Below are 21,576 nucleotides of genomic sequence, written 5' to 3'. Positions count from 1 at the left end.
GAGACCAGCACCATCACGCCCAGCGCGACGGCCAGCGCCTCCCAGGTCTCCCGGAACTCGCTCACACACACGTAGGTGACCATCACCCCGGCGGCGCGAGCGGCCCGTAGCGGCCGTGGACCAACGCGGGGGACCGGCGCGGCGGGGCGGGCGTAGGCTCAGCAGCGGATCATCAGTGACTCACGTGTGCTCACCGGTGGGGCATCGGTGGGGCATCGGTGGGGCGTCGCCACTCAGGAGGGGAACCGGGGATGAGCGGATCGGTCACCGCGGTCAGCAGCAACAGCGCCTACTCGTTCACCAAGCCGAACCGGAACAGCATCCGGCTGCTGGCCGGGCTCGGCGTGGAGGGGGACGTGCACGCGGGCGTGACGGTCAAGCACCGCTCGCGCGTCGCCCAGGACCCCACAAGGCCGAACCTGCGGCAGGTCCACCTCATCCACGAGGAGCTCTTCACCGAGCTCCGGACGGCCGGCTTCACGGTGGCGCCCGGCGACCTCGGCGAGAACATCACCACCCGCGGCATCGACCTGCTCGGACTGCCCGTCGGCACCCTGCTGCGCATCGGCGACGAGGCGGTGGTGGAGGTCACCGGCCTGCGCAATCCCTGCCTGCAGATCGACATCTTCCAGGAGGGCCTGCTGAAGCAGGTCGTGGGCCGCGACGAGGCGGGGAACGTCGTACGCAAGGCCGGAATCATGAGCGTCGTGACGACCGACGGCACGGTGCGCCCCGGCGACACCATCGAGATCGAACTCCCCGCCCGGCCGCACCGGCCGCTGGAACGGGTCTGACGGTATCCGGAGGATTCATCCGCCGGTCGAAGCCAGGTGCTCGCCGAACGGGACGATTGACGGCCCGGCCCTCCGCCGCTGAACAACGGTGGACAGCCGGGCCGGCGCCGTTCCTCACACCACCCAGGAGTCGTCCGGGGCGTCCAGCCAGGCCCGGTGGCCCTCCGGCGCGACCGTGAGGCCGAACCGGGTGTGGTCCGGCTCACCCCGGGCGGCCCACCACCGGTAGGCCGCCTCCACCTCGTCCCACAGCCGGCGCGGCCCCGCCTGCCAGACCCGCGCCGCGCCGCCGTCCCGGAACACCGTGCAGGCCCACGACCGGTCCGTCAGCCCGTAGAACCACACCGGCTGCGCCCCGTCGTCCGCCGCGGCCACGACCTGCACGCAGTCCCGCACCCGGAGCCCGAGCACGAACGGGAGCGCGGTGTACGGGCCGGTGACGAACTCCGCCGCCGTGACGTCCGTACCGGACCGGTCGGCGGACTCCTGCGCATCGGCCGGGACATACGCGCTGTGCCCCGGCAGGCGTAGCCGTTGCGCGCGGAGCCTCATGAACTCCACCGGGCGGGTGAAGCGGCCACTGGCCGTCTCCCCCTGCACCACCAAGCGGGCCACGGCGTCCGCGTGGGTGAAGTGCGTTCCCCACGGCGCCACGACGATGCCGCCCGGATGCGTCTGTTCCACCCATGCCCCGGGGATCCTCCGGAGCCCGACCGTGGCCAGAACGCGGTCATACGGTGCGCTGTCCGCGTGCCCCGCGAACCCGTCGCCCACCACGATCCTCGGATACAGCCCGGCCGCGCCCAGCCGTTCGCCCGCCAGCCGTGACACGGCGGGGTCCACCTCGACCGTGGTCACCGTCCGGCCGCCGCAACGGTGCGTCAGCGCACCGGCCGTCTCGCCTGTACCGGTACCGACATCGAGGACCATCATGCCCTCGTCCACGTCCAGATCCCGGAGCAGCCCGTAGACGACGGACGGCATGGAGGAGGAACTCGTCGACACCTGTCCCGGCTCGGTGCCGGCGTGTTCGCCGTCGTCCCACTGGGTCACGATGGGCGCGTCGCGGTCGGCCGCCGCGTACCAGGCATCCGGCTCCTGCGCCTTGTCGACGGGGACGGCGGCCTGTTGCTCGGTGCCGAACGGCCACATGAGGTCCGGCAGGAACGCCGCCCGGTCCACGGCAGCGAACGTCGGAGCCCAATCGGGCGCCATCACCCCGGTGTTCTGAAGGATGCGCCCCAGCTCCTTGCGGCCGGGGCGCTCCTGAACCGTGCTCGTGGTCATGCGCTCTTGGGCGGGTTGGGCACGCCGGGGCCGCCGTCGGGCGTGGGCGGCGGGTGCGGTCCGGGGTACGGCTGCCCGGGGAGCTTGTCGCCCTCCCCGCCGTCGGTGGTGGTGGCGGTGATGATGTGCGGCATTGCGGTCTCTCCTTTGCTCGGATGGTGTTCTTCACTGGGACCCACCCGGGCTCGCGATCCGTCCACGGAGTTGGGTCACCGGGCGGGGATGTGCGGGCTGTCGGCGGGAGTGCCGCCGGGCCCTGTCTCAGGCGCGGTGCCGCTGGTACACGGGGCAGCCGCTCATGGCGGGGTCGAAGGGCCGGAGCCGGTAGATGCGCATGCAGTCCGGACAGGCGTACTGGATCGCGCCGGGTCCGCTGCCGGTCTCGATGACGGCGATGAGGGTGGGCTGCGGGGTGTATCCGGTGCACCAGGTGCACCACTGGAGTGCTGTCATCGGCTCTCCCGGTGCTCGGCCAGGAGCCACTGGCAGTCGTGGGCGAGGGCGGTCACCTGGATGTGCGCGGCGAGCGGGCCGTCACCGAGTCCCTGTTCGGCCTGCCGCCGGATGCCGTCGAGACGGGCCCGCCGGGTGTACCACGCGAGACTCCCGCGCCAGAGCCGGTCGGTGACGGCTTCGGCGGCGGGGAGAAGGGAAGCGATGTGGCCGCGCAACAGCGCTTCCAGGTCGGCCAGTTCGTCGGTGTCGATACGGCCCGTGCTGGTGCGTAAGGCGCGGTCGACGGCGTCCTGGACGGCGACCCCGTCGATGGAAGCCGAAGGTGAGAGCGTGCCCTCGCCACTCCGCCCTCCTGCACTGTCTGTGTTCATGCAGTGACCGTAAGGGCTGGGTGGTGTGTGTCTCCATGGCAGTTTCGCCCCGCTGTATCGCGAACTGACACGAAGTCAGAGTGGTAGCCCCACCGCATCGGCAAGTGACTGCATCTCCGGAGTCAGCGTGCGCCGCTGAGCGACCACCCGGCCCACGATGTCCTGCGCATACCGCTGAGCCCGGAGCCACTGCGGAGCGTCGCCCTGAATGCCGAGCAGGATCTCCGTGCACCGTGTCTCGTCGCGGAGGCTGAGGTGCGCGCTTGCCACGTCGAGCAGGTGGCGGAACCGCCCGGACGATCCGCCGCCCCGTGCCGGACGCCACGCGCGAACGGCCCCGTGCAACTGCAACACCTTGTCGGGCCGCTGCTGGATCGCGGCGTGCTCGGCGCGCTGCTGTGTCACCGTGGCCGGGCCGAAGTGGCGCAGGTGATCGGGCCCGGTGATCACCTCACGTCCCAGCCTGATCGCGGCGATGCGGGCGAGGCTCAGCGCGTCGGCGGCCTCGGACGCCCTGTTGTCGCGCACCGCCGCCGCACCGACGCGCAGTTGGAGCCCACCCCAGACGGCGAGTTCCTCCGGCGTGGCACGCGAGATCCGCGGCTCCAGATCGTCAGCCCACTGATCGGCCAACTCCGCCACCTCGGACAACTTCCCGCGCCGGAGCATCTGCTGGCACTGGGCGACGACGGCCGCGCCGCCGGCCAGTCCGTCGGGTGCGGTGTCGAGAGCCCGCTGGGCGGCATCCGCCGCGGCCTCGTACTGCCGGACCTGCCCGAGGAAGGAGACGCAGAGCTGCATGGTCTGGTAGCGCAGGCGGCGGCCGGCGGGATTCTCGTCAAGGGCGTGGGCGTCCCGGATCAGCGCAGGGAGCATCGCGCCGAGATCGTCGTACTCCTCCCGCGCGAAGAGCGCGCGTCCGCCGGCGAGCGCACCCTGCACCCCCGCTGACGTGGGCAGTTCCGCAGGCTGTGCGGGCGTGGTGGCCAGGGCGTCGACGACGGCCTGCCAGGTCGTGGAGGGGACGGGTGGCGACCAAGGGGGCTGCTCGGCGACGAGCAGGCGCGTGGTGGGTACGGCCAGGGCACGGGCGAGTGCATGCGCGCTCTCCAGCCGGATGCTCTCCTTCTCGCCCTGTTCGAGTTTCCGGATCAGGGAGACGGACAGCGAGGAAGCCGCGGCCAATTCGCTCTGCGTCATTCCGCGGCGCTTGCGGATGTCGCGGAGACGAGTGCCGATGGACGTGTCGGTGTGCTCGGGCATGGGGAGCTCCGTTCTGACTCGACATCAGCACGGTACAGCGAACGGTCCCTTCTGCGACGGGGGTGATGTGCATCGTGCGCGACGGCAGTCCGCGCGCCGTGCGCGGCTGAAGAGGGCGGCGCGCGGAGTGGTCATCGCCCGGGCTCGAGTATCAGCCGCCGCAGGTGCAGCCTGCGGCGGCCCAGGCGGGCTCGGTCGCCTGGGTTTCGCTGCCGCAGCAGGCGTCGCCGCCCAGGGTAGGGGCCTTGCCCAGCTGGTCGGCGTCGGCCTTGACCACGTAGACCTCCCAGGGCTCCTGGCCGGGCCCGTGGACCCAGACCTTGTCCTGGAGGGCGTAGCAGCAGGAGGTGTCGTTCTCCTCGAAGGTCGCGAGGCCCGCCTGCTGGAGACGGCCGGTGGCTGCGGTGACCTGGTCGGTGGAGGTGACCTCGACGCCGAGGTGGTCCAGGCGGGTCTCCTGGCCTGCCTCTCCTTCGATCAGCACGAGCTTCAGCGGAGGTTCGGTGATGGCGAAGTTGGCGTACCCGGGGCGGCGCTTGGCCGGCTCGACTCCGAAGAGCTTGGAGTAGAACTCCACCGACGCGTCGAGGTCGGCGACGTTGAGGGCGAGCTGAACGCGTGACATGACGTTCTCCCTGATCTCGCTGTATTGGCGTCTTTCGATTCAAGCTTGCGTCCTGAATCGAAGAACGTCAACATAGAAGTATATCGAATCAAGGGCTGGTGGTGCTCGGCCGGAGCGAGAGCGAGTGCGCCCGACACCGCGGGCCGCGCCGATGGGCGAGGGCTGGGCCGGTGAGCTGAGGCTCCGAAGCGGTGCCGAGCTCGCCGGCCTCCCCGGCAACGGGAATACAACATTCCTTCACCGAACTGTGTGCATATATGGGCTGCTGTGCTCCAAAGCCGGACGACATAGCGATACTCATGACATGTCCTATGCGACCTTCGGTCTGAAACCGGCGATGCGCGCCGGTGGCCTGCTGCCGGGCGGTGGCCGCCGACGCCACCGGGAATTCCTGGACTTCACGGTCGACGGCCGGCCCCTGCTGCTCCGGCTCACCGCCGGTGACACCGTCACCCCGCTCGTCCGGGGTAGGGTGCCCGCCCGGTTCACCGCGCAGGTCCGGCGGCTGCTGCTGGAGTCCGTGCCGCCGCTGGCCGGCGGGCGGTACGTCCTCTACGGCTGCGCCGAGTGCGCTGCCCTCGACTGCGGCGCGGTGACCGCCGTCGTCGAGCGGCAGGGCCCGGACGTCGTCTGGCGGGACTTCGCCTGGCAGTGCGACGAGGTCCCCGACTTCGTACGCCACGGGTACCCGGACATCGGGCCGTTCCGCTTCAACGGCGATCAATACCGGTATGAACTCGAACGATTACTCGCCCGGAACGAACCCGAACCCGGCCCTCGGGTGCTCCTCATCGGTCACCGCGCCGCCCTCCTCGCCCGGCTCGCCGCCGCGCTGCGCGGTATCGGCATCGGCGCCGAGATCAGCCGCGAGGCGGTCCGGGCGCACCCCGCCGAACTGCTCCGCTACGGCGCCGTGCTCTTCGGCGACACCGTGGACGTGGCCGAGCGCGCCGCCGTCCGCCGGGCCTTCGAGGCCGCCGGTTCCGCCGCCGTCCTCGTCGAGCCGCTCGCGCCGGTTCTCCCTCTGCTCGTCGCGCAGCTGACCCGGGCCCTCGACCCGGACCCGGCGGCCCCGCGGAGCGTGACGGGGCTGTCCGCCGACGAGCGGGAGATCACGCTCGACGTGGCCACGGCCTGCCGGGTCCGGCTGGTCGTCCACCGGCTCGGCGCGCTGGGCCGGAACCGGGACCACGACGCCTTCGACGGGATCCTGGAACCGGGCCGACAGGTGATCGCCCCGGGCCGCGGGGTGCTGCGGGCCCGGTCCTTCGTGGTCGCCCACGCCGCCGGCGGCGTCCTCACCGCACCGGTGGAGAGCCTGGTCGAGGGCCCCCGCCAGGCCCGTACCCCCGTACCGCCCGGCTGGGACGCCGGGCCGGCGCCCCGCCCCACCGCACCGTGACCGCCCCGCTCCACCGCACCGCACCGCCGCACCGCACCGTGACCGCCCCGCCACCGCACCGTGACCACCCCGCCCCACCGCACCGTGACCGCCCCGCCACCGCACCGTGACCACCCCGCCCCACCGTGACCGCCCCGCAGGAACCGCACCGTAGGATCGACGCCTGATGACTGCCACGCTTGTCGCCAAGGACCTCGCCGCCGGCCACGGGGAGCGCTCCCTGTTCACCGGCCTCGATCTGGTCGTCGCCCCCGGTGATGTGATCGGCCTCGTCGGGGTCAACGGCGCCGGCAAGTCGACCCTGCTGCGCCTGCTCGCCGGGCTCGACACCCCCGAGCACGGCAGCCTGCGGCTCAGCCCGCCGACCGCCGCAGTCGGCCACCTGCCCCAGGAGCCCGAGCGCCGGCCCGGCGAGACCGTACGGGACTTCCTCGCCCGGCGCACCGGGGTCGCCGCCGCGCAGCGCGCCCTCGACACCGCGACCCAGGCCCTGATGGACGGCGCGCCCGGCGCCGACGACGCGTACGCCGAGGGCCTGGACCGCTGGCTCGGCCTCGGCGGGGCCGATCTGGAGGAGCGCACCGAGGAGGTCATGGAGCAGCTGAACCTCACCATCGGCCCGGACCAGCCGATGACCTCCCTCTCCGGCGGCCAGGCCGCCCGTGCGGGTCTCGCGTCGCTGCTGCTCAGCCGGTACGACGTCTTCCTGCTGGACGAGCCCACCAACGACCTGGACCTCGACGGCCTGGAACGGCTGGAGGCCTTCGTCACCGGCCTCCGGGCGGGCACCGTCGTCGTCAGCCACGACCGAGAGTTCCTCACCCGCACCGTGACCGGCGTGCTCGAACTCGACCTGGCCCAGCAGCAGGTGAACCTCTACGGCGGCGGTTACGGGGCCTATCTGGAGGAGCGTGAGATCGCCCGGCAGCACGCCCGCCAGGAGTTCGAGGAGTACGCCGGCAACCGCGCCTCGCTGGAGGCCCGCGCCCGGATGCAGCGCGGCTGGATGGACAAGGGCGTCAAGAACGCCCGGCGCAAGGCCGGGGACAACGACAAGATCGGCCGGAAGTTCCGCTCCGAGGCGAGTGAGAAGCAGGCCGCGAAGGCCCGCCAGACCCAGCGCATGATCGAACGGCTCGATGTCGTCGAGGAGCCGCGCAAGGAGTGGGAGCTGCGGATGGAGATCGCCGCCGCGCCCCGGGCGGGCGCGGTGGTGGCCACCCTGGACGGGGCGGTGGCACACCGCGGTCCGTTCGCGCTCGGGCCGGTCGACCTGCAGATCGACTGGGCGGACCGGGTGGCGATCACGGGAGCCAACGGCTCGGGCAAGTCCACCCTCCTCGCCGCCCTCCTCGGCCGGCTGCCCCTGGACACGGGCCGGGCCGCCCTCGGACCGGGCGTCGTGGTGGGCGAAGTGGACCAGGCACGGGCGCTGTTCCTCGGGGACACCCCGCTGCTGGAGGCGTTCGGCGCGGCGGTGCCGGACATGGAGCCCGCCGACGTCCGCACCCTGCTGGCCAAGTTCGGGCTCAAGGCCGCCCATGTGCTCCGCCCGGCGTCGACGCTCTCCCCGGGTGAGCGCACCCGCGCCGGCCTGGCGCTGCTCCAGGGGCGCGGGGTCAATCTGCTGGTCCTGGACGAGCCCACGAACCATCTGGACCTGCCCGCCATCGAGCAACTGGAGTCCGCCCTCGCCGGATACGAGGGCACGCTGCTGCTGGTGACGCACGACCGCAGGATGCTCGACGCGGTCCACACCACGCGCCGGCTGGACGTCGTGGACGGCAAGGTCACCGAGGTCTGATACACCGTTGGCGCGGACCGGCGCCGGGCCCACCGCATCCGACCCCCCCCGTCCCGCACAGGCGGCTCCTGACGGAACAGAATGGGACCTTGGCCTCAACTACATTTGAGGTCCTAGCTTTGCGATCACGACGGCTGGAAGGCACCCCGCAGAACGGCGCCACCACGCGCCACTAGCGGCCGATCGCCCTGGCCTTCCCATCGCCCTTGTCCTCCACAAGCGCGGCATCAAGCCCCAGGTCGCTTCTGCCGGGAGTGGCAACTCAGAGCTGGGCATGCCCTCAGACCCGAGCTGGTCACTCGGCACCCGATCTCGCGATCCACCGGGCCACACCTTCGAAGGCGTTGAGTACCCGCGTGTCATACGGTCCGAAGAGGTCCTGACAGTCACGGCCGAGGCGGTTGTACAGGGCTGCCGCCCCTCGTGTGTCACCCGACTGGCCGGTAAGTTCTGCATGCTCAATGCGCGTTTCGATCACGGGCTGGCCGTACGGCCCGAACCGGAGCTGCAATTCGAATATGCGGCGATCCAATGCCTGAATACGCTCCGAATGGCTAGTGCTGCTCCCCATGGCGTCAAGCGCGTGTGCCCGCCCCATCGCATCGGCTACGTCCTCAGCGCCTAGGGAATGCTGGATGTCGCTCATCACCACGGCAACCGCTTCGGCGTTTCGCGGGCGATCTCCCGGATCCTTGGCCAGGAGAATTCGGACGATGAGGTCTAGTTGATCGGGCACGCCTGGGCGGTGGGCGCTGGGTGGCGCCGGCGAGTTGTCCTGGTGCATTCTGCCCACGGCCATTGGGTCGTCCTGAGGGCTGCCGAAGGGAGGGCGCCCCGTCAGCATCTCGTACAGGACGCAGCCTACGGAGTACAGGTCGCTGCGCACGCTGCCCGAACTGCCGCCCCACCTCTCGGGCGCCTTGTACAGCGCGGTGCCCACACCTGTCTGGGACTGGGTGACGTCGGCGAAAGACGCGAGTCCGAAGTCCACGATCTTCACCTCGCCCTCGTTCGTGATCATGATGTTGTCGGGCTTGATGTCATGGTGGAGCACCTCGCGTGAGTGCGCGGCGTCCAGGCCCTCGCAGATCTCCCGTGTCCATCGCACGGTTTGCTCCAGCGTGAGAGTGGGCCCTTCCTTCAAAAGGCTGGCGAGCGATCTGCCCTGGATGTACTCCATGACGATGTAGAGCTCACCCTCGTGTTCACCCGTGTCGTAGATCTGAGCAACGTGGGCGTGGCTGACCCGCGCCATGGCAACGCCCTCCCGCCCGAACCTTTTCACCGTCCAATCAGTGAACGCCGTAGCGGCACCCTGCTGGCGGAGGCGTCGTCTTGCGAGGAACTTGAGGGCCACGGTGCGGCCGAGTCTGATGTCCTCGGCCGGCCAGACGTCCCCCATAGCACCGCTGACCGGGCCGTCCTTCACCTTGAAATGGCCGCCGATCAGCTTGGAGGTGTCCATCTGGTTCCTTCCGATCCCTGGCCGGATCCCCACGTCAGACGATCAGCCCCGCTTATGGCTCTCTCCCCATCGAGTGAGGAGGTCCAACTGTTCCACCGCATCGTGCCAATCCTCGAGAACGTTCTCGCACTGGCGGAGTGCCTTGTCCATCGTCGCGACAGCCTCGTGGCGCAATCGGTCTCCCTGATCACGCACGCGCCTCTTGCGGAACGGTACGCTCCCGAACTCCCACCCCGCCCAAGTGAACAGGCCGATCGTGAGCAGCGCGAAGAGCCACCGTGGCGCGCCGTCGACGAACGGCACCACCAGCGCCAGGGTGAAGGTGCCGATCACCAAGGCGGCGATCATGCGTGGCCATCTGCGAACTACAGCGTCCGACCGGACCTGAGTCTGCCGCTCAATGTGCGTGGCGAGTTCATTGACAAGCCGGCGCGGCTGCACCGTCAACCGCGGGTCCGTCGGAACGGAGCAGTCCCAGTCTGCGACGCTCAACGTGATGTGATGCGGAAGGCGATCTCGGGAGGCGGTGACTAGGCGCTGTGCAGCCTCCTCCAGATCCGGCCAGATGGCTTGCAGGGCCATGCGGCGAGCTGGCTGGCCGAGCCGCACTTCGTCCGGCTCGAAGACAGCCTGATCGAGGAGCGTCATGAGTGCGACCGGGGCGGCGTCCGGGGCGACTGATGATTCGCGTGCCCTGTCGGCTGTCACAAGGTCTCCGCCATGTTCGATGACACGCTCAAGTCGTCGCATCTTCTCGCGCATGTCTGCTTCGTCCGGCTCAAGTTGGTCGATGAGGCGTTCGAGGGCACTCTCCACATGGCCGCCGATACCGACCGGCGTGTCGGTTCCGTCGGCTCCGTCGAACCCATCCGGGAACATGCGTTCCAAATGGGTCAAGGCCCTGTCAGGCACGGTCGATAGTTCCCAGCCGCCGCGGAGCGCCTCCCACTGGTCTCCGCATGTCTTGCGAAGTGCTGCGTACCGATTCTCGGGAAGGCGACCGCGGAGGTTCAGCAGTCGGGACTCCAGTTGGGTGCCACCGCGCCTGTGGGTTGAGAGGGGCGAATCGCCTCGGTTCCATCGCGCCATGGCCTGCTGGGTGTATCCAAGCGCCTCCTCTCCCAACTCTCTGCCGGCGATCGCGTCCAGAACGACCAAAAAGTCCTGGCCCAGTTCATCGGGGTCGAGTGACTGAAGGTAGAGGTCCATCCATGCAGCGGCTTCAGTCTCATCTCCGAGGCGAGAACACGTCAACGAGAAGAAAAGGTTGGCCTTTGCGGCGTCCAAGGCGCAGGCGTGCGCCCGAGCGCGCTCACCCTGCTCCTCCTCATGGCGGAACTTGGCTGCGACTGCCATGGTGGCAGGGGCAAGCCAGTACGTCGGTTCGAGGAGCAGCCGCTCCTCGGAGCATGCCCGAACGGTGGCTGTGTTCACAACGTTTCTGTAGACGGCCTGTGCGGTGAGGGTGTGCACTAGGCCGCGGGCCAGGGCGCGGGCCTGCTTGCGTTGTGCGAAGCTCGCATGCCACTCGGTAGTCAGCCGCGACAGTTCAGCTTGAGCGTTGGAGACTTCTCTGTCGCGTCCGTACTGTTCGATGAAGGTGTCGAGCGTCTGACGCGTGTTGACGACTGCGCTCTCCAGTCCTGCGATCTCTTGTCGCACATCGCTAACCTCGCTGCTGAGCCTCACGACGTTCGTTTCCACGTCATGCAGCCCGTCCCTGAAGCCGTCTAGCTTCTCCTCGTGACGCCCTTGCCCCTCCTCTACGCCCTCGATCCGCTCACTGAGTCGCTGAAGGGCCAAGTCCAGATCAAGTCCGTCGTCCATGACATCCCCCGGTGTCATCACCACCTGCGGTGCGTGCCTGCTCATTGTCGACTCCACCTGGATGCCTGGCGGGTAACTGGCTTGTTTTGATCCAGAATTGAGCTGTTTCAGCCACTGTCAGTATGGGGTGGCAGTATGGCGTGGCACGTGACCAGACCGACCGAACGGGAGCGCAGGTGCGTGAGATCGTCTATCTGTCGGAAAGTAAACTGCGGCAGTTCGTGCCTGAGCCACGGCGTGTCCCGCGAGCGGGTGCTCTCCGTGTGACCACGCCGTTGGGCGGCATCGACATGGACGCGCCGACGGCAAACGCGGAGCAAGGGCAATTACGGCACCTTCGCGATGTATCCAAGCACGTTGAGCTTATCGCGGATTGGTACGCGAAACCTGACCTGCGCCCTGGTCAGTGGGTGCAGTTCGAAGCGCCACTTCGTTGCGTGACGCTCGGTGGCGCTCACCAAGATCTTGTACTGTTCGTAGACCCTGCAGGTCGAGGGAGAGCAGACTCCATGCCGGACGACGGCTGTCGTTTGCTCATGCATGGGTCGGTCCGTCATCTCAGGGGCTGGGCACCAATGGCAGTAGACGGTCCCGCGCTGGAAATGGAGGACTCGGCCTTCAGCCTGGGAACTGCATTCGTCACCAGGGTCGGGCAGGTTGTGGAGGCGCTCACCAAACACCGCGACCCGCTGCAACCGGAGCAGACTCCATCCCGGGAAGCAGTGCGCCTACACGGCCAGGGCGTGCAGGAGCTGCTAGATGTGTTGGACGATGAGGACGACAGCATCAACATGTCCGCGATGATGACTGGGTACGCGCGTGTCACTGGGCTTCTTCCGGGTGCCCGTGCTGCCTCTCGGTGTGTAGTGGCGAGCCCCCTCGTCGTAGAGTACGTGGCAGCTGACTCTCCGTAGGTCCCATGTGATTCCACCGCGACTTCGCGTGCTGCCAGCGATGCGACTGCTGGACCACCGGTCCCGGCCGGTTTCCGCGCACGCCTTGGCGAGCTTCTTGACCTGGCCGCGCTGAGCCGCACCGACTGCTCGGGTGTCCCCTCCTCGTACAGCTTCGGGGGTCGCCGGTGGTCACCCACGCTTGCCCAAAGCGGGCTTGCTGGAGGCAGCCCGTTCCGGGCCTCCTTTGCCGAGTAGAACGTGCCTGGGCCGTGCCCTACGGCATGGGCACTCAGGTGATGGTCCACGCCGCCGATGCCCTCGTGCACCGGGGCTGCTCGATAGAGGCACGGACGGCTGGCTGACCCTCACGGAACAGGGCCGAGAGGGCCTGGCAACGGCGAAGGAAACACATGAGCCGGGTGCGCGGAGCTCCTCGGCGACATCACGGAGGAGGAGTACGCGACTGCGGTCTCCGTGCTCCAGCGCCACCGACAACCTCGCCCAGGGGCGGTTGTCAAGGTGCTGGTCACAGCCATTCGTTGGGGTTACGTGATCACATGAGCCAAGAACGGAACGAGTGCCGACCGCTGCGCCAAGAAGAAGCTGGGGTCCGGCACCGCGAAGCTTCCCACCAAGGAGGTCGGATGGCGCTAATGGGAAACCCGGGCATGATTCACGACCTATGGCTCACACGCCGTGGTGCCACCCTCCTCGTCCCAATCCTGTCCGCTGCTTTCATCGTTGGATGCAGTAGCGACTCCGAGAACAGGGGCAAGCCGTCAATGGATCCCGAACCGAGCGCTTCACCGTCTCAGACGAGTGACCGGACGAAGGCTCTGGAAAGAAAGGCAGAAGAGGCGCTGGGGATTGGGGAGGCGGATGACCCCGGCGACCTGTTCGTGGAGTCGGGGTTGGAGCGTGCAAGCGACGGCATCCACACCTACTCGGCCCTCTCGAATGGCAAGGCCTACACGCTGTCAGTTGTCTGCTCGGGAGCAGGGCAGGTCCGTCTCGCCGTGACGGTGGAACGCTCGGTGCGGCAGACCGTGGCGTGCGACAACGTCCCAGTCCGTCAACGTATTACGGATGCCCAGGAACAGATCAAGATTGACGTCGAAGGCCTTGCCGGATCATCCGGGATCGTCGGTTGGCGGATCGATGAACTACTGACCTCCAAAAGCGTGGTGTCGTAGGACTGACGTCTCATGATCTCTGCGGCATTCCGACTGCATGAGGTATGTGCAAGGGGGCCGCCGACCCCGATGGCTTGGTCGCTGCTGTCCGACGCGGGCCTCCGCCGGCTCCAGTACCGCCACGGCGTCCTCGACGGCTGCCTCACCTGGCACCGGCCTCAGACGCCGGCCACCATGACGACATCACGCATTCAAGGTCAAGTAGCCATGGCGGGCTCCAACAGTTCGCTGGGCGAACTTGTCGACGGCGGTGACAACCATGGCGGGGCAAGGCGGCCGATCGATCCTTGAGGTACCGCCGGAGCTGTCGCTTCGCCCGCGGTGCCCGTCCGTGGTGCGATGGAACCGGGGGCGGAAAGGAGAGCGATCATGCCCGCAGCGAAGCGAACGAGTGCCGCCGCCTCGGTGTCGGTCCGCCCGCTGGTCGAGCCGGACCTGGACCGGGCCGACGAGATCTTCAGGGTCGCCTTCGGGACCTTCCTCGGGGCTCCTGAGCCGGAGACGTTCTTCGGGACCGCCGACTATGTCCGCACCCGCTGGGCGGCAGATCCACACGCGGCCTTCGCAGCGACCGTCGAGGGCGAGGTCGTCGGATCGAACTTCGCCGCCGACTGGGGCAGCGTCGGGTTCTTCGGCCCGCTGACCGTACGTCCGGATCTGTGGGACCAGGGCATCGGCAGGCATCTCATGGAACCGGTCATGGCCTGCTTCGACACCTGGGAGAACCGCCACCTCGGCCTGTTCACCTTCTCGCACAGTCCCAAGCACCTCGAGCTCTACCACCGGTACGGTTTCTGGCCCCGATTCCTTACAGCCATCATGAAGAAACAGGTCGCCGTCAGTGCCGAAGTCCCCGGCCGAGTGCTGTACGGCGAGCTGGCCGCCGCTGAGCGGCCGGACGCACTGAGCCTCAGTCGCGCACTGACGGGGGCCGTGTACGAGGGCCTGAGCTTGGAGCGCGAGATCATGGCCACACAGGCGCAGGGGCTCGGTGACACCATCCTCCTCGAAGGCGCCGACTCCGGCCTCGACGGTCTGGCTGTCTGCCACTGCGGAGCGGGGTCGGAGGCCGGTGAGGACGTGTGCTTCGTCAAATTCGGCGCCGTACGCCCTGGTCCGGACGCTGCGGACCGGTTCGAACGACTGCTGAATGCGTGCGAGCAGCTCGCCACCGAGAAGGGACTGGGGCAACTGGACGCCGGAGTGAACCTGGCCCGCCAGGATGCCTACCGGCGCATGGTCGACCGCGGTTTCCGTACCCAGCTGCAGGGCGTGACCATGCACAGGCCCAACGAACCCGGATACAGCCACCCGGACGCCTACGTGATCGACGACTGGCGCTGAGTCCACCGCCGTACTCGGCTTCGGGGAAGACCCGATAGCAGGGTGGACCGAGCGCGGATTCCGGCGTTCCGTCAGGAGTCGGAGCCGACGCAGCAATGACTGCTGGAGGGGACCGGCGGCCGAACAGCACCGCCGGTCCCCATCACTCACCCGTTCAGCGCTTCTTCGGGTCCAGCAGCCCCGCCCGCCGCAGCGCGTCCGCCATGGCGCCGTTGGCGGGGGCCGCGTCGCGGCCGCCGTTCCCGCCGCGCCCCTGACGCTGCTGCGGAGTCCGGCCGCCCTGACCGCCCCGGCCCTGGCCGCCCCGGCCGCGTTCGCCGCCCCGGCCCTGACCCTGACCGCCCTGACCCTGGCCGCCCTGGCCCTGACCACCGCGGCCCTGGCCCTGGCCACCGCCACCGCGGCCGCGTTCGCCCCGGGCACCGCCCGAGCGGCTGCCGCCGCCCTCGCCGGACGCGGCCTCGTCGTCCAGCCGCAGGGTCAGCGAGATGCGCTTGCGCGGGATGTCCACGTCCATGACCTTCACCCGCACGATGTCGCCGGGCTTGACCACGTCCCGCGGGTCGTTCACGAACGAGGTGGACATCGCCGAGACGTGCACCAGCCCGTCCTGGTGGACGCCGACGTCCACGAACGCGCCGAACGCCGCCACATTGGTGACCACGCCCTCCAGGATCATCCCGGCCGCGAGGTCCCCGATCTTCTCCACGCCGTCCTTGAAGGACGCGGTCTTGAAGGCGGGCCGCGGGTCGCGCCCCGGCTTCTCCAGCTCCTTCAGGATGTCGGTGACGGTGGGCAGACCGAAGGAGTCGTCCACGAACTCCTGGGGCCGCAGCCCGCGCAGCACCGCCGTGTTGCCGATCAGCGTGGTGACGTCCGCACCCGCGGAGGACACCATCCGCCGCACCACCGGGTACGCCTCGGGGTGCACGCTGGAGGCGTCAAGCGGGTCGTCCCCGCCGGGGATGCGGAGGAAGCCGGCGCACTGCTCGTACGCCTTGGGGCCCAGCCGCGACACGTCCTTGAGCGCCTTCCGGGTGCGGAACGGGCCGTTGGCGTCGCGGTGGGCCACGATGTTCTCCGCCAGGCCCGCGCCGATGCCCGAGACCCGGCCGAGCAGCGGCGCGGACGCGGTGTTGACGTCGACGCCGACGCCGTTCACGCAGTCCTCCACCACCGCGTCCAGCGAGCGGGAGAGCTTCACCTCGGACAGGTCGTGCTGGTACTGGCCGACGCCGATCGACTTGGGGTCGATCTTCACCAGTTCGGCCAGCGGGTCCTGGAGCCGGCGGGCGATCGACACCGCGCCGCGCAGCGACACGTCGAGCTCCGGCAGCTCCTGCGAGGCGAACGCGGACGCCGAGTACACCGACGCCCCGGCCTCCGAGACCATCACCTTGGTGAGCTTCAACTCCGGCTGCCGCGCGATGAGATCGGCCGCCAGCTTGTCGGTCTCGCGGGAGGCGGTGCCGTTGCCGATGGCGACCAGCTCCACCGAGTGCTCCCGGGCGAGCCGCGCCAGCTTGGCGAGGGACTCGTCCCACTTCTGCTGCGGCACGTGCGGGTAGATGGTGTCGGTGGCGGCGACCTTGCCGGTCGCGTCGACCACGGCCACCTTCACCCCGGTGCGGAAACCCGGGTCCAGGCCCATCGTCGCGCGGGTGCCCGCGGGCGCCGCCAGCAGCAGATCCCGCAGGTTCGCCGCGAACACCCGGACGGCCTCGTCCTCCGCGGCCTGCCGCAGGCGCAGCCGCAGGTCGATGCCGAGGTGCACCAGGACGCGGGTGCGCCAGGCCCAGCGGACGGTGTCCGCGAGCCAGCCGTCCGCCGGCCGGCCCCGGTTCACGATGCCGAAGCGGTGCGCGATGGACTGCTCGTAAGCGGTGGGGCCGGTGTGCTCGGTGGGCTCCTCCGGCTCCAGGACGAGGTCGAGGACCTCCTCCTTCTCACCGCGGAACATCGCCAGCACCCGGTGCGAGGGCAGCTGGGTGAACGGCTCGGCGAAGTCGAAGTAGTCGGCGAACTTGGCGCCCGCCTCCTCCTTGCCCTCGCGGACCGTGGCGGCCACCCGCCCCTTGGTCCACATCCGTTCCCGCAGCTCGCCGATGAGGTCGGCGTCCTCACCGAACCGCTCGGTGAGGATGGCGCGGGCACCGTCCAGGGCCGCGGAGGCGTCCGCAACCCCCTTGTCGGCGTCCACGAACGCCGCTGCCGCCGCCTGCGGTTCGACGGACGGATCCGTCAGCAGGCCGTCGGCCAGCGGTTCGAGGCCCGCCTCCCGGGCGATCTGCGCCTTGGTGCGGCGCTTGGGCTTGTAGGGGAGGTAGATGTCCTCCAGGCGGGCCTTGGAGTCCGCGCCCCGGATCTGCGCCTCCAGCGCCTCGTCGAGCTTGCCCTGGCCGCGGACCGACTCGATGATCGCCGTGCGGCGCTCCTCCAGCTCCCGCAGATAGCGCAGCCGTTCCTCCAGCGAGCGCAACTGCGCGTCGTCCAGCATCTCGGTCGCTTCCTTGCGGTAGCGCGCGATGAAGGGGACGGTCGACCCGCCGTCGAGCAGCTCGACGGCTGCCTTCACCTGCCGCTCCCGTACGCCGAGCTCCTCGGCGATCCTGCTCTCGATCGACGTCGTCACGATCCCGTTCCGCCTTGTCGTTGCGCTGGTCTCTGCATTGTGGCAGGTGGCGCCGGTGTGCGGCCTCCGGGACGCGGCGGGACCCGGGTGCGCGCCCGGGTCCCGCCGCGCCGGACGGGATCGGTCGTTCCGGCCGGACGGCGCCGGCCCTCTCTGCCGGCCTGCATTCCGTCGGCCGGCGGAGTCTCCCGTCAGACGCGGCGGGACCGGGCGGAGTCGGACACTCCGCCGAAGAGCCGGGCGACGGCGCGGAAGGGCAGGGTCACCACGGCGGCGAGGGTGCTGCCGATGGCGCGGAGTACATCTGCGATGGCACGGAACACGGGGTCCTCCAGAAAGGATCGTCACGGTCGGTGTCCTACTCCGGCGCGTTGCCCTGCACGGCGCCCGCAAACATCCGCCACCCTTCCGGTTCCGCTTCCGGTTCGCTTCCGGTTCCGCTTCCGGTTCCCCGCGGCCCCGGCGCGCCCCGCGGCCGGTCAGCCCTCGCCGAAGAGGTCCTTCGGGAAGGCGCCTGCGGCGAGCGCGGCGGTGGTCAGGCCGCCCGCGAGTTCGGTGAGCCGGGCGACGCCGGCCGCGCCGAGGTGCTCGTACGGGGCCAGGTCCAGCCGGTCGGTGTCCCGTTCCAGTTGCTTGCGCAGTCCGGTGCCCGTCTCGGTCAACCCGCCCTGGGCGTCGAGCAGTCCGCGCGTCCGCAGCCGCTCCTCGGCGGCGGTCCAGTCCTCCTTCGACCAGCCGCGGGTGAGCAGCAGCCAGGAGGGCGACATGCTGTGGCCGCTCGCGGCGTGGCTGACGATCGCCTCCAGCGCGTCCAGCCCGGCCGCCGCCAGCAGCGCCACATGCCCGTCGCCGCGGTGCTCGCGCAGCAGGGTGGCCGCGTGCCAGAGCGCCAGGTGCGGCTCCTCGGGCACGGGCAGGTCGGCGTGGGCCGCGTAGAGCGGCCGGGCGGGACGGACACAGCCCTCGGTGGCGCGCAGCGCCAGCTCCGCGGCCTCCGCCATCTCGGGCGAGGCGATGGTGTCCTCGCCCAGCAGCCGGCGCAGCATCGTGTCGACGGCGCGCAGCCGGGCCGCGAGGACCTGCTCCGGGGAGGCGGTCTCCCACACCTGCGGCAGGTGGCGGGCGACGGTCTCGTGCCGGAAGTTGTAGAAGGTCGCGGTCACCACGGACGCGCCCACCGGCCCCAGCGCCGCGGCGCGGGACGCGAAATAGACGGCCGATGGGTCGTCCAGCCCGATGGCGGCCATCTCCCCCTTGTGCTCGGGGGAGAAGTAGACGGCCGAGTGCAGCGGGTTGAGGGCGTTGTGACAGTGGCGGCCGGCGCGCGGGGGCAGAGTCGTCGTCATGCCCGCACGCTACCCACAGGTAGCCGGCGCCGGAAGAGGCGGTTCCCATGGCAGGAAAGGTGGGAAATTCGTCGTTGCCGACGCCCGCGGGCGGTCGCAGGATGGAGTCATGGCACCCCACACCGTGCTCCTCGTTCTCTTCGAAGGCGTGCAGAGTCTCGACGTCACGGGCCCGCTGGAGGTGTTCACCGGCGCCTCGAAGGCCGCCCGGAACCCGGACTTCTACCGGGTGAGCACCGCCTCCCTCGACGGCGCCCCGGTCCGGACCTCCAGCGGCCTGCTGATCACCCCGGACACCGCGCTCACCGGGGCCGCGGCGCCGCACACCCTGGTGGTGCCCGGCGGAGACGGCACCCGCAGCCCCGGCCCCGGGCTCATCGCCTGGCTGCGGCGGACGGCGCCGCACGCCCGCCGGGTGGTCTCCGTCTGCACCGGCGCCTTTCTGCTCGCCGAGGCCGGCCTGCTGGACGGGCACCGCGCCACGACGCACTGGACGATGTGCGACCAACTGGCCGGGCGCTTCCCCGCGGTGGACGTCGAGCCGGAGCCGATCTACGTCCGCGACGGCCACGTGGCCACCTCGGCGGGCGTCACCTCGGGCATCGACCTCGCGCTGGCCCTCGTCGAGGAGGACCTGGGGCGCGACGCGGCGCTGACCGTCGCCCGCCACCTGGTGGTCTTCCTGCGCCGCCCCGGCAACCAGAGCCAGTTCAGCAGCCAGCTCGCCGCTCAGACCGCCTCGCGCCGCCCCCTCCGGGACGTCCAGCAGTGGATCGCCGAGAACCCGGGCGCCGACCTGTCCGTGGAGCGGCTGGCGGAGCGGGCCGGGCTCTCGCCCCGGCACTTCGCCCGCGCCTTCCAGGCCGAAGTCGGCTGCACGCCCGGCCGGTACGTGGACCGGGTGCGGCTGGAGACCGCCCGGCGGCTGCTGGAGGACTCGGTGGACGGCATCGAAGGGATCTCCCGCGCCTGCGGCTACGGCACCCCGGAGGCGATGCGCCGCGCCTTCGTCCGCACCCTCGGCACCGCACCGGCCGAATACCGGCGCCGCTTCCGGCCGATGAACCCGGCCGGCCCCGGGACTCCTGTCGCCGGCCTCAAGCCCCCTACCGGGCCCAAGACCGCTACCGGCCCCAAGCCTCCGGCCGGCTCCAGGGCCCCTACCGGCCCCAATTCCCCTACCGAACAGGGACAGTGACCATGCAGATCGCCATCCTGCTCTTCGACCGGCTCACCGCACTCGACGCCGTCGGCCCGTACGAGGTGCTGAGCCGCCTCCCCGGCGCCGAACCCGTCTTCGTCGGCGAGCGCACCGGGCCCGTACGCAACGAATCGGGCAGCCTCGGTCTCGTCGCCGACGCCCTGCTGGGCGAGTTGCCCGCGCCGGACGTCATCGTGGTGCCGGGCGGCCCGGGGCAGACCGCGCAGATGGAGGACGGGCCGGTGCACGACTGGCTGCGGTCGGCGGACCGGGGCAGCACCTGGACGGCATCGGTGTGCACCGGCTCGCTGATCCTGGCCGCCGCGGGCCTGCTCACCGGCCGCCGCGCCACCTCGCACTGGCTCGCGCTGGACCAACTGCCCGCGCTGGGCGCCGAACCGGTGCGGGAGCGGTACGTCTTCGACGGCAAGTACGCCACCGCGGCGGGCGTCTCCGCCGGGATCGACATGGCGCTGGCGCTGGCCGGACGGATCGCCGGGGACACGGTGGCCCAGGCGATCCAGCTGGGGCACGAGTACGACCCGCAGCCGCCCTACGCCGCCGGCTCGCCGGACACCGCGCCGCCGGAGGTCGTCGAGGCCCTGCGCGCCCGCAGCCGCTTCGTTCTCCAGGGGGAGTGACCGCGGGGAGCCGACGCAGGGGCCTGCTGCGGCGGCCGGGGGCCGTGCGGGTACGCCTGGGCCCGGCGGGGTTCGACCGGCCCGGGCCCGGGCGGATGAGCCCCGGCCCGGCCTGCCGCCCGCGGTCCGCCCGACCGCCCTCAGCCCGCCCAGGTGAAGTGCGGTGCACGCCGTTCCAGGAAGGCGGCGACGCCCTCCGCGGCGTCGCCGCTGCCGCGCGCCTGCTCCGCCCAGTGGGCCACCCGCCCGGCGTCCGCGGGCCCGTTCGCGAACTCCTTCGCCGCGGCCTGGGTCAGCAGCGACCGGGAGGTGAGGACCGCGGTGAACTCCGCGACCCGCCGGTCCAGGGCGTCCGCCGGCAGCAGTTCGTCCACCAGCCCGGTCCGCAGCGCCCGCTCGCCGTCGATCAACTCCGCCGAGAACAGCAGGTACTTGGCGGTGGCGGGGCCGACCAGGGCGGTCAGCCGGCGCGTGGCGGAGGCCGGGTAGACGATGCCGAGCTTGGCCGGGGTGACGCCGAAGGACGAGCCCTCGGCCGCGAACCGCAGATCGCAGGCGGCGGCGAGCTGGCAGCCGCCGCCCACGCAGTAGCCCCGGATCGCCGCCAGGGTCGGCTTGGGAAAGGCGGCGAGCGCCTCCTCGGCCGCCACCGCGAGGCCCTGGGACTCGCCCGCCGACTGCCGCAGCGAGCCGATGTCCGCGCCCGCGCAGAAGGTCTCCCCGGCGCCGGTCAGCACCAGGGCGCGGACGTCCCCGTCGTCCGCGAGCCGCGCCAGCAGCCGGGGCAGCTCCTGCCACATGGCCGTGGTCATGGCGTTCCGCTTGGCGGGGTGGTCTATGACGAGAGTCGCGACACCGTCGGCGACGTCCAGCTGCAGTCCGGGCTCCATGCGCCGGATGCTATCCGGACCGTTTCAGCGGATGATCAGGCGCCGGTGTACGCCGTCGCGCCCGGTGGCGCGGCTTCCGCCCGGCCCCTCGTCGCGCCCGTCGGCCGACGAGCGGAATTCCGGAGGGGCGACGGAACGG

General features: G+C 70.5%; 20 protein-coding genes and 1 pseudogene. 9 read left to right on the top strand and 12 right to left on the bottom strand.

Annotation, left to right across the window (positions count from 1 at the left end):
• Positions 1–251: 251 nt before the first annotated feature.
• Complete coding sequence (locus ABT112_RS28380) at positions 252–794, top strand: MOSC domain-containing protein (protein ID WP_351514335.1); 543 nt, start codon at positions 252–254, stop codon at positions 792–794.
• A 114-nt stretch (positions 795–908) separates the two neighbouring features.
• Here the strand turns inward: ABT112_RS28380 and ABT112_RS28375 are convergent, their stop codons facing one another.
• From ABT112_RS28375 to ABT112_RS28350, 6 genes are all read right to left on the bottom strand, one after another.
• Complete coding sequence (locus tag ABT112_RS28375; RefSeq protein ID WP_351514334.1) at positions 909–2,081, bottom strand: methyltransferase domain-containing protein; 1,173 nt, start codon at positions 2,079–2,081, stop codon at positions 909–911.
• A complete protein-coding gene (locus ABT112_RS28370) occupies positions 2,078–2,215 on the bottom strand; it encodes a hypothetical protein (RefSeq protein ID WP_351514332.1) in 138 nt (45 codons plus the stop codon). The genes ABT112_RS28375 and ABT112_RS28370 overlap by 4 nt, the downstream gene beginning before the upstream one ends.
• Positions 2,216–2,342: 127 nt before the next feature.
• Entirely contained in the window at positions 2,343–2,534 is a 192-nt protein-coding gene (locus ABT112_RS28365; RefSeq protein ID WP_351514330.1) for a hypothetical protein, read from the bottom strand.
• On the bottom strand, positions 2,531–2,908 hold the full coding sequence (locus ABT112_RS28360; RefSeq protein ID WP_351514328.1) for a DUF6415 family natural product biosynthesis protein: 378 nt from the start codon (positions 2,906–2,908) through the stop codon (positions 2,531–2,533). The genes ABT112_RS28365 and ABT112_RS28360 overlap by 4 nt, the downstream gene beginning before the upstream one ends.
• A gap of 75 nt (positions 2,909–2,983) precedes the next feature.
• The gene (locus tag ABT112_RS28355) at positions 2,984–4,171 is read right to left on the bottom strand and encodes a helix-turn-helix domain-containing protein (protein ID WP_351514326.1); all 1,188 of its coding nucleotides are present in this window, start codon (positions 4,169–4,171) and stop codon (positions 2,984–2,986) included.
• 151 nt (positions 4,172–4,322) lie between these two features.
• On the bottom strand, positions 4,323–4,796 hold the full coding sequence (locus ABT112_RS28350) for an ArsI/CadI family heavy metal resistance metalloenzyme (RefSeq protein WP_351514324.1): 474 nt from the start codon (positions 4,794–4,796) through the stop codon (positions 4,323–4,325).
• A 304-nt stretch (positions 4,797–5,100) separates the two neighbouring features.
• Between ABT112_RS28350 and ABT112_RS28345 the strand changes: the two genes are divergently transcribed.
• Together ABT112_RS28345 and ABT112_RS28340 are read left to right on the top strand one after the other, a co-directional pair.
• Entirely contained in the window at positions 5,101–6,198 is a 1,098-nt protein-coding gene (locus ABT112_RS28345) for an oxidoreductase (protein ID WP_351514322.1), read from the top strand.
• A gap of 166 nt (positions 6,199–6,364) precedes the next feature.
• Positions 6,365–8,002: an ABC-F family ATP-binding cassette domain-containing protein gene (locus ABT112_RS28340; RefSeq protein WP_351514320.1), complete on the top strand. Its 1,638-nt coding sequence runs from the start codon at positions 6,365–6,367 to the stop codon at positions 8,000–8,002.
• Positions 8,003–8,297: 295 nt separating this feature from the next.
• Here ABT112_RS28340 and ABT112_RS28335 read toward each other — a convergent pair whose 3' ends face one another.
• Together ABT112_RS28335 and ABT112_RS28330 are read right to left on the bottom strand one after the other, a co-directional pair.
• Entirely contained in the window at positions 8,298–9,467 is a 1,170-nt protein-coding gene (locus ABT112_RS28335; protein WP_351514318.1) for a serine/threonine-protein kinase, read from the bottom strand.
• Positions 9,468–9,509: 42 nt separating this feature from the next.
• Positions 9,510–11,339, bottom strand: a complete 1,830-nt coding sequence (locus tag ABT112_RS28330) for a hypothetical protein (RefSeq protein WP_351514316.1) — start codon at positions 11,337–11,339, stop codon at positions 9,510–9,512.
• 77 nt (positions 11,340–11,416) lie between these two features.
• On the opposite strand from ABT112_RS28330, the gene ABT112_RS28325 reads away from it, so the two are divergent.
• From ABT112_RS28325 to ABT112_RS28310, 4 genes are all read left to right on the top strand, one after another.
• Positions 11,417–12,208, top strand: a complete 792-nt coding sequence (locus ABT112_RS28325) for an SAVMC3_10250 family protein (protein WP_351514314.1) — start codon at positions 11,417–11,419, stop codon at positions 12,206–12,208.
• Positions 12,209–12,972: 764 nt separating this feature from the next.
• Positions 12,973–13,383: a DUF6023 family protein gene (locus ABT112_RS28320; RefSeq protein WP_351514312.1), complete on the top strand. Its 411-nt coding sequence runs from the start codon at positions 12,973–12,975 to the stop codon at positions 13,381–13,383.
• A 69-nt stretch (positions 13,384–13,452) separates the two neighbouring features.
• Positions 13,453–13,674 carry a hypothetical protein gene (locus tag ABT112_RS28315; protein WP_351514310.1) on the top strand — a complete coding sequence of 74 codons (222 nt, stop codon included), beginning with the start codon at positions 13,453–13,455 and terminating at the stop codon, positions 13,672–13,674.
• A gap of 78 nt (positions 13,675–13,752) precedes the next feature.
• Positions 13,753–14,727, top strand: coding sequence for a GNAT family N-acetyltransferase (locus tag ABT112_RS28310; protein ID WP_351514308.1), 975 nt, complete (start codon positions 13,753–13,755; stop codon positions 14,725–14,727).
• A 154-nt stretch (positions 14,728–14,881) separates the two neighbouring features.
• On the opposite strand, the gene ABT112_RS28305 is transcribed toward ABT112_RS28310, so the two are convergent.
• From ABT112_RS28305 to ABT112_RS28295, 3 genes are all read right to left on the bottom strand, one after another.
• On the bottom strand, positions 14,882–17,359 hold the full coding sequence (locus ABT112_RS28305) for a Tex family protein (protein WP_351514306.1): 2,478 nt from the start codon (positions 17,357–17,359) through the stop codon (positions 14,882–14,884).
• Between the two features lie 191 nt (positions 17,360–17,550).
• Positions 17,551–17,682, bottom strand: coding sequence for an LPFR motif small protein (locus tag ABT112_RS28300; RefSeq protein ID WP_351514305.1), 132 nt, complete (start codon positions 17,680–17,682; stop codon positions 17,551–17,553).
• A gap of 156 nt (positions 17,683–17,838) precedes the next feature.
• Positions 17,839–18,705, bottom strand: coding sequence for an SCO6745 family protein (locus ABT112_RS28295; protein ID WP_351514303.1), 867 nt, complete (start codon positions 18,703–18,705; stop codon positions 17,839–17,841).
• A 109-nt stretch (positions 18,706–18,814) separates the two neighbouring features.
• Here ABT112_RS28295 and ABT112_RS28290 point away from each other — a divergent pair.
• Together ABT112_RS28290 and ABT112_RS28285 are read left to right on the top strand one after the other, a co-directional pair.
• Positions 18,815–19,765 (top strand): annotated as a pseudogene (locus ABT112_RS28290) (GlxA family transcriptional regulator); the annotation flags it as partial.
• 140 nt (positions 19,766–19,905) lie between these two features.
• Positions 19,906–20,547, top strand: a complete 642-nt coding sequence (locus ABT112_RS28285; RefSeq protein WP_351514299.1) for a DJ-1/PfpI family protein — start codon at positions 19,906–19,908, stop codon at positions 20,545–20,547.
• 140 nt (positions 20,548–20,687) lie between these two features.
• Here ABT112_RS28285 and ABT112_RS28280 read toward each other — a convergent pair whose 3' ends face one another.
• Positions 20,688–21,437, bottom strand: a complete 750-nt coding sequence (locus ABT112_RS28280; protein WP_351514297.1) for an enoyl-CoA hydratase/isomerase family protein — start codon at positions 21,435–21,437, stop codon at positions 20,688–20,690.
• Positions 21,438–21,576: the final 139 nt, after the last annotated feature.

The organism is Streptomyces sp. NPDC002055, assembly GCF_040296705.1.
Taxonomy (GTDB): Bacteria; Actinomycetota; Actinomycetes; order Streptomycetales; family Streptomycetaceae; genus Streptomyces.
This window is presented reverse-complemented; position numbering and strand designations above follow the sequence as displayed.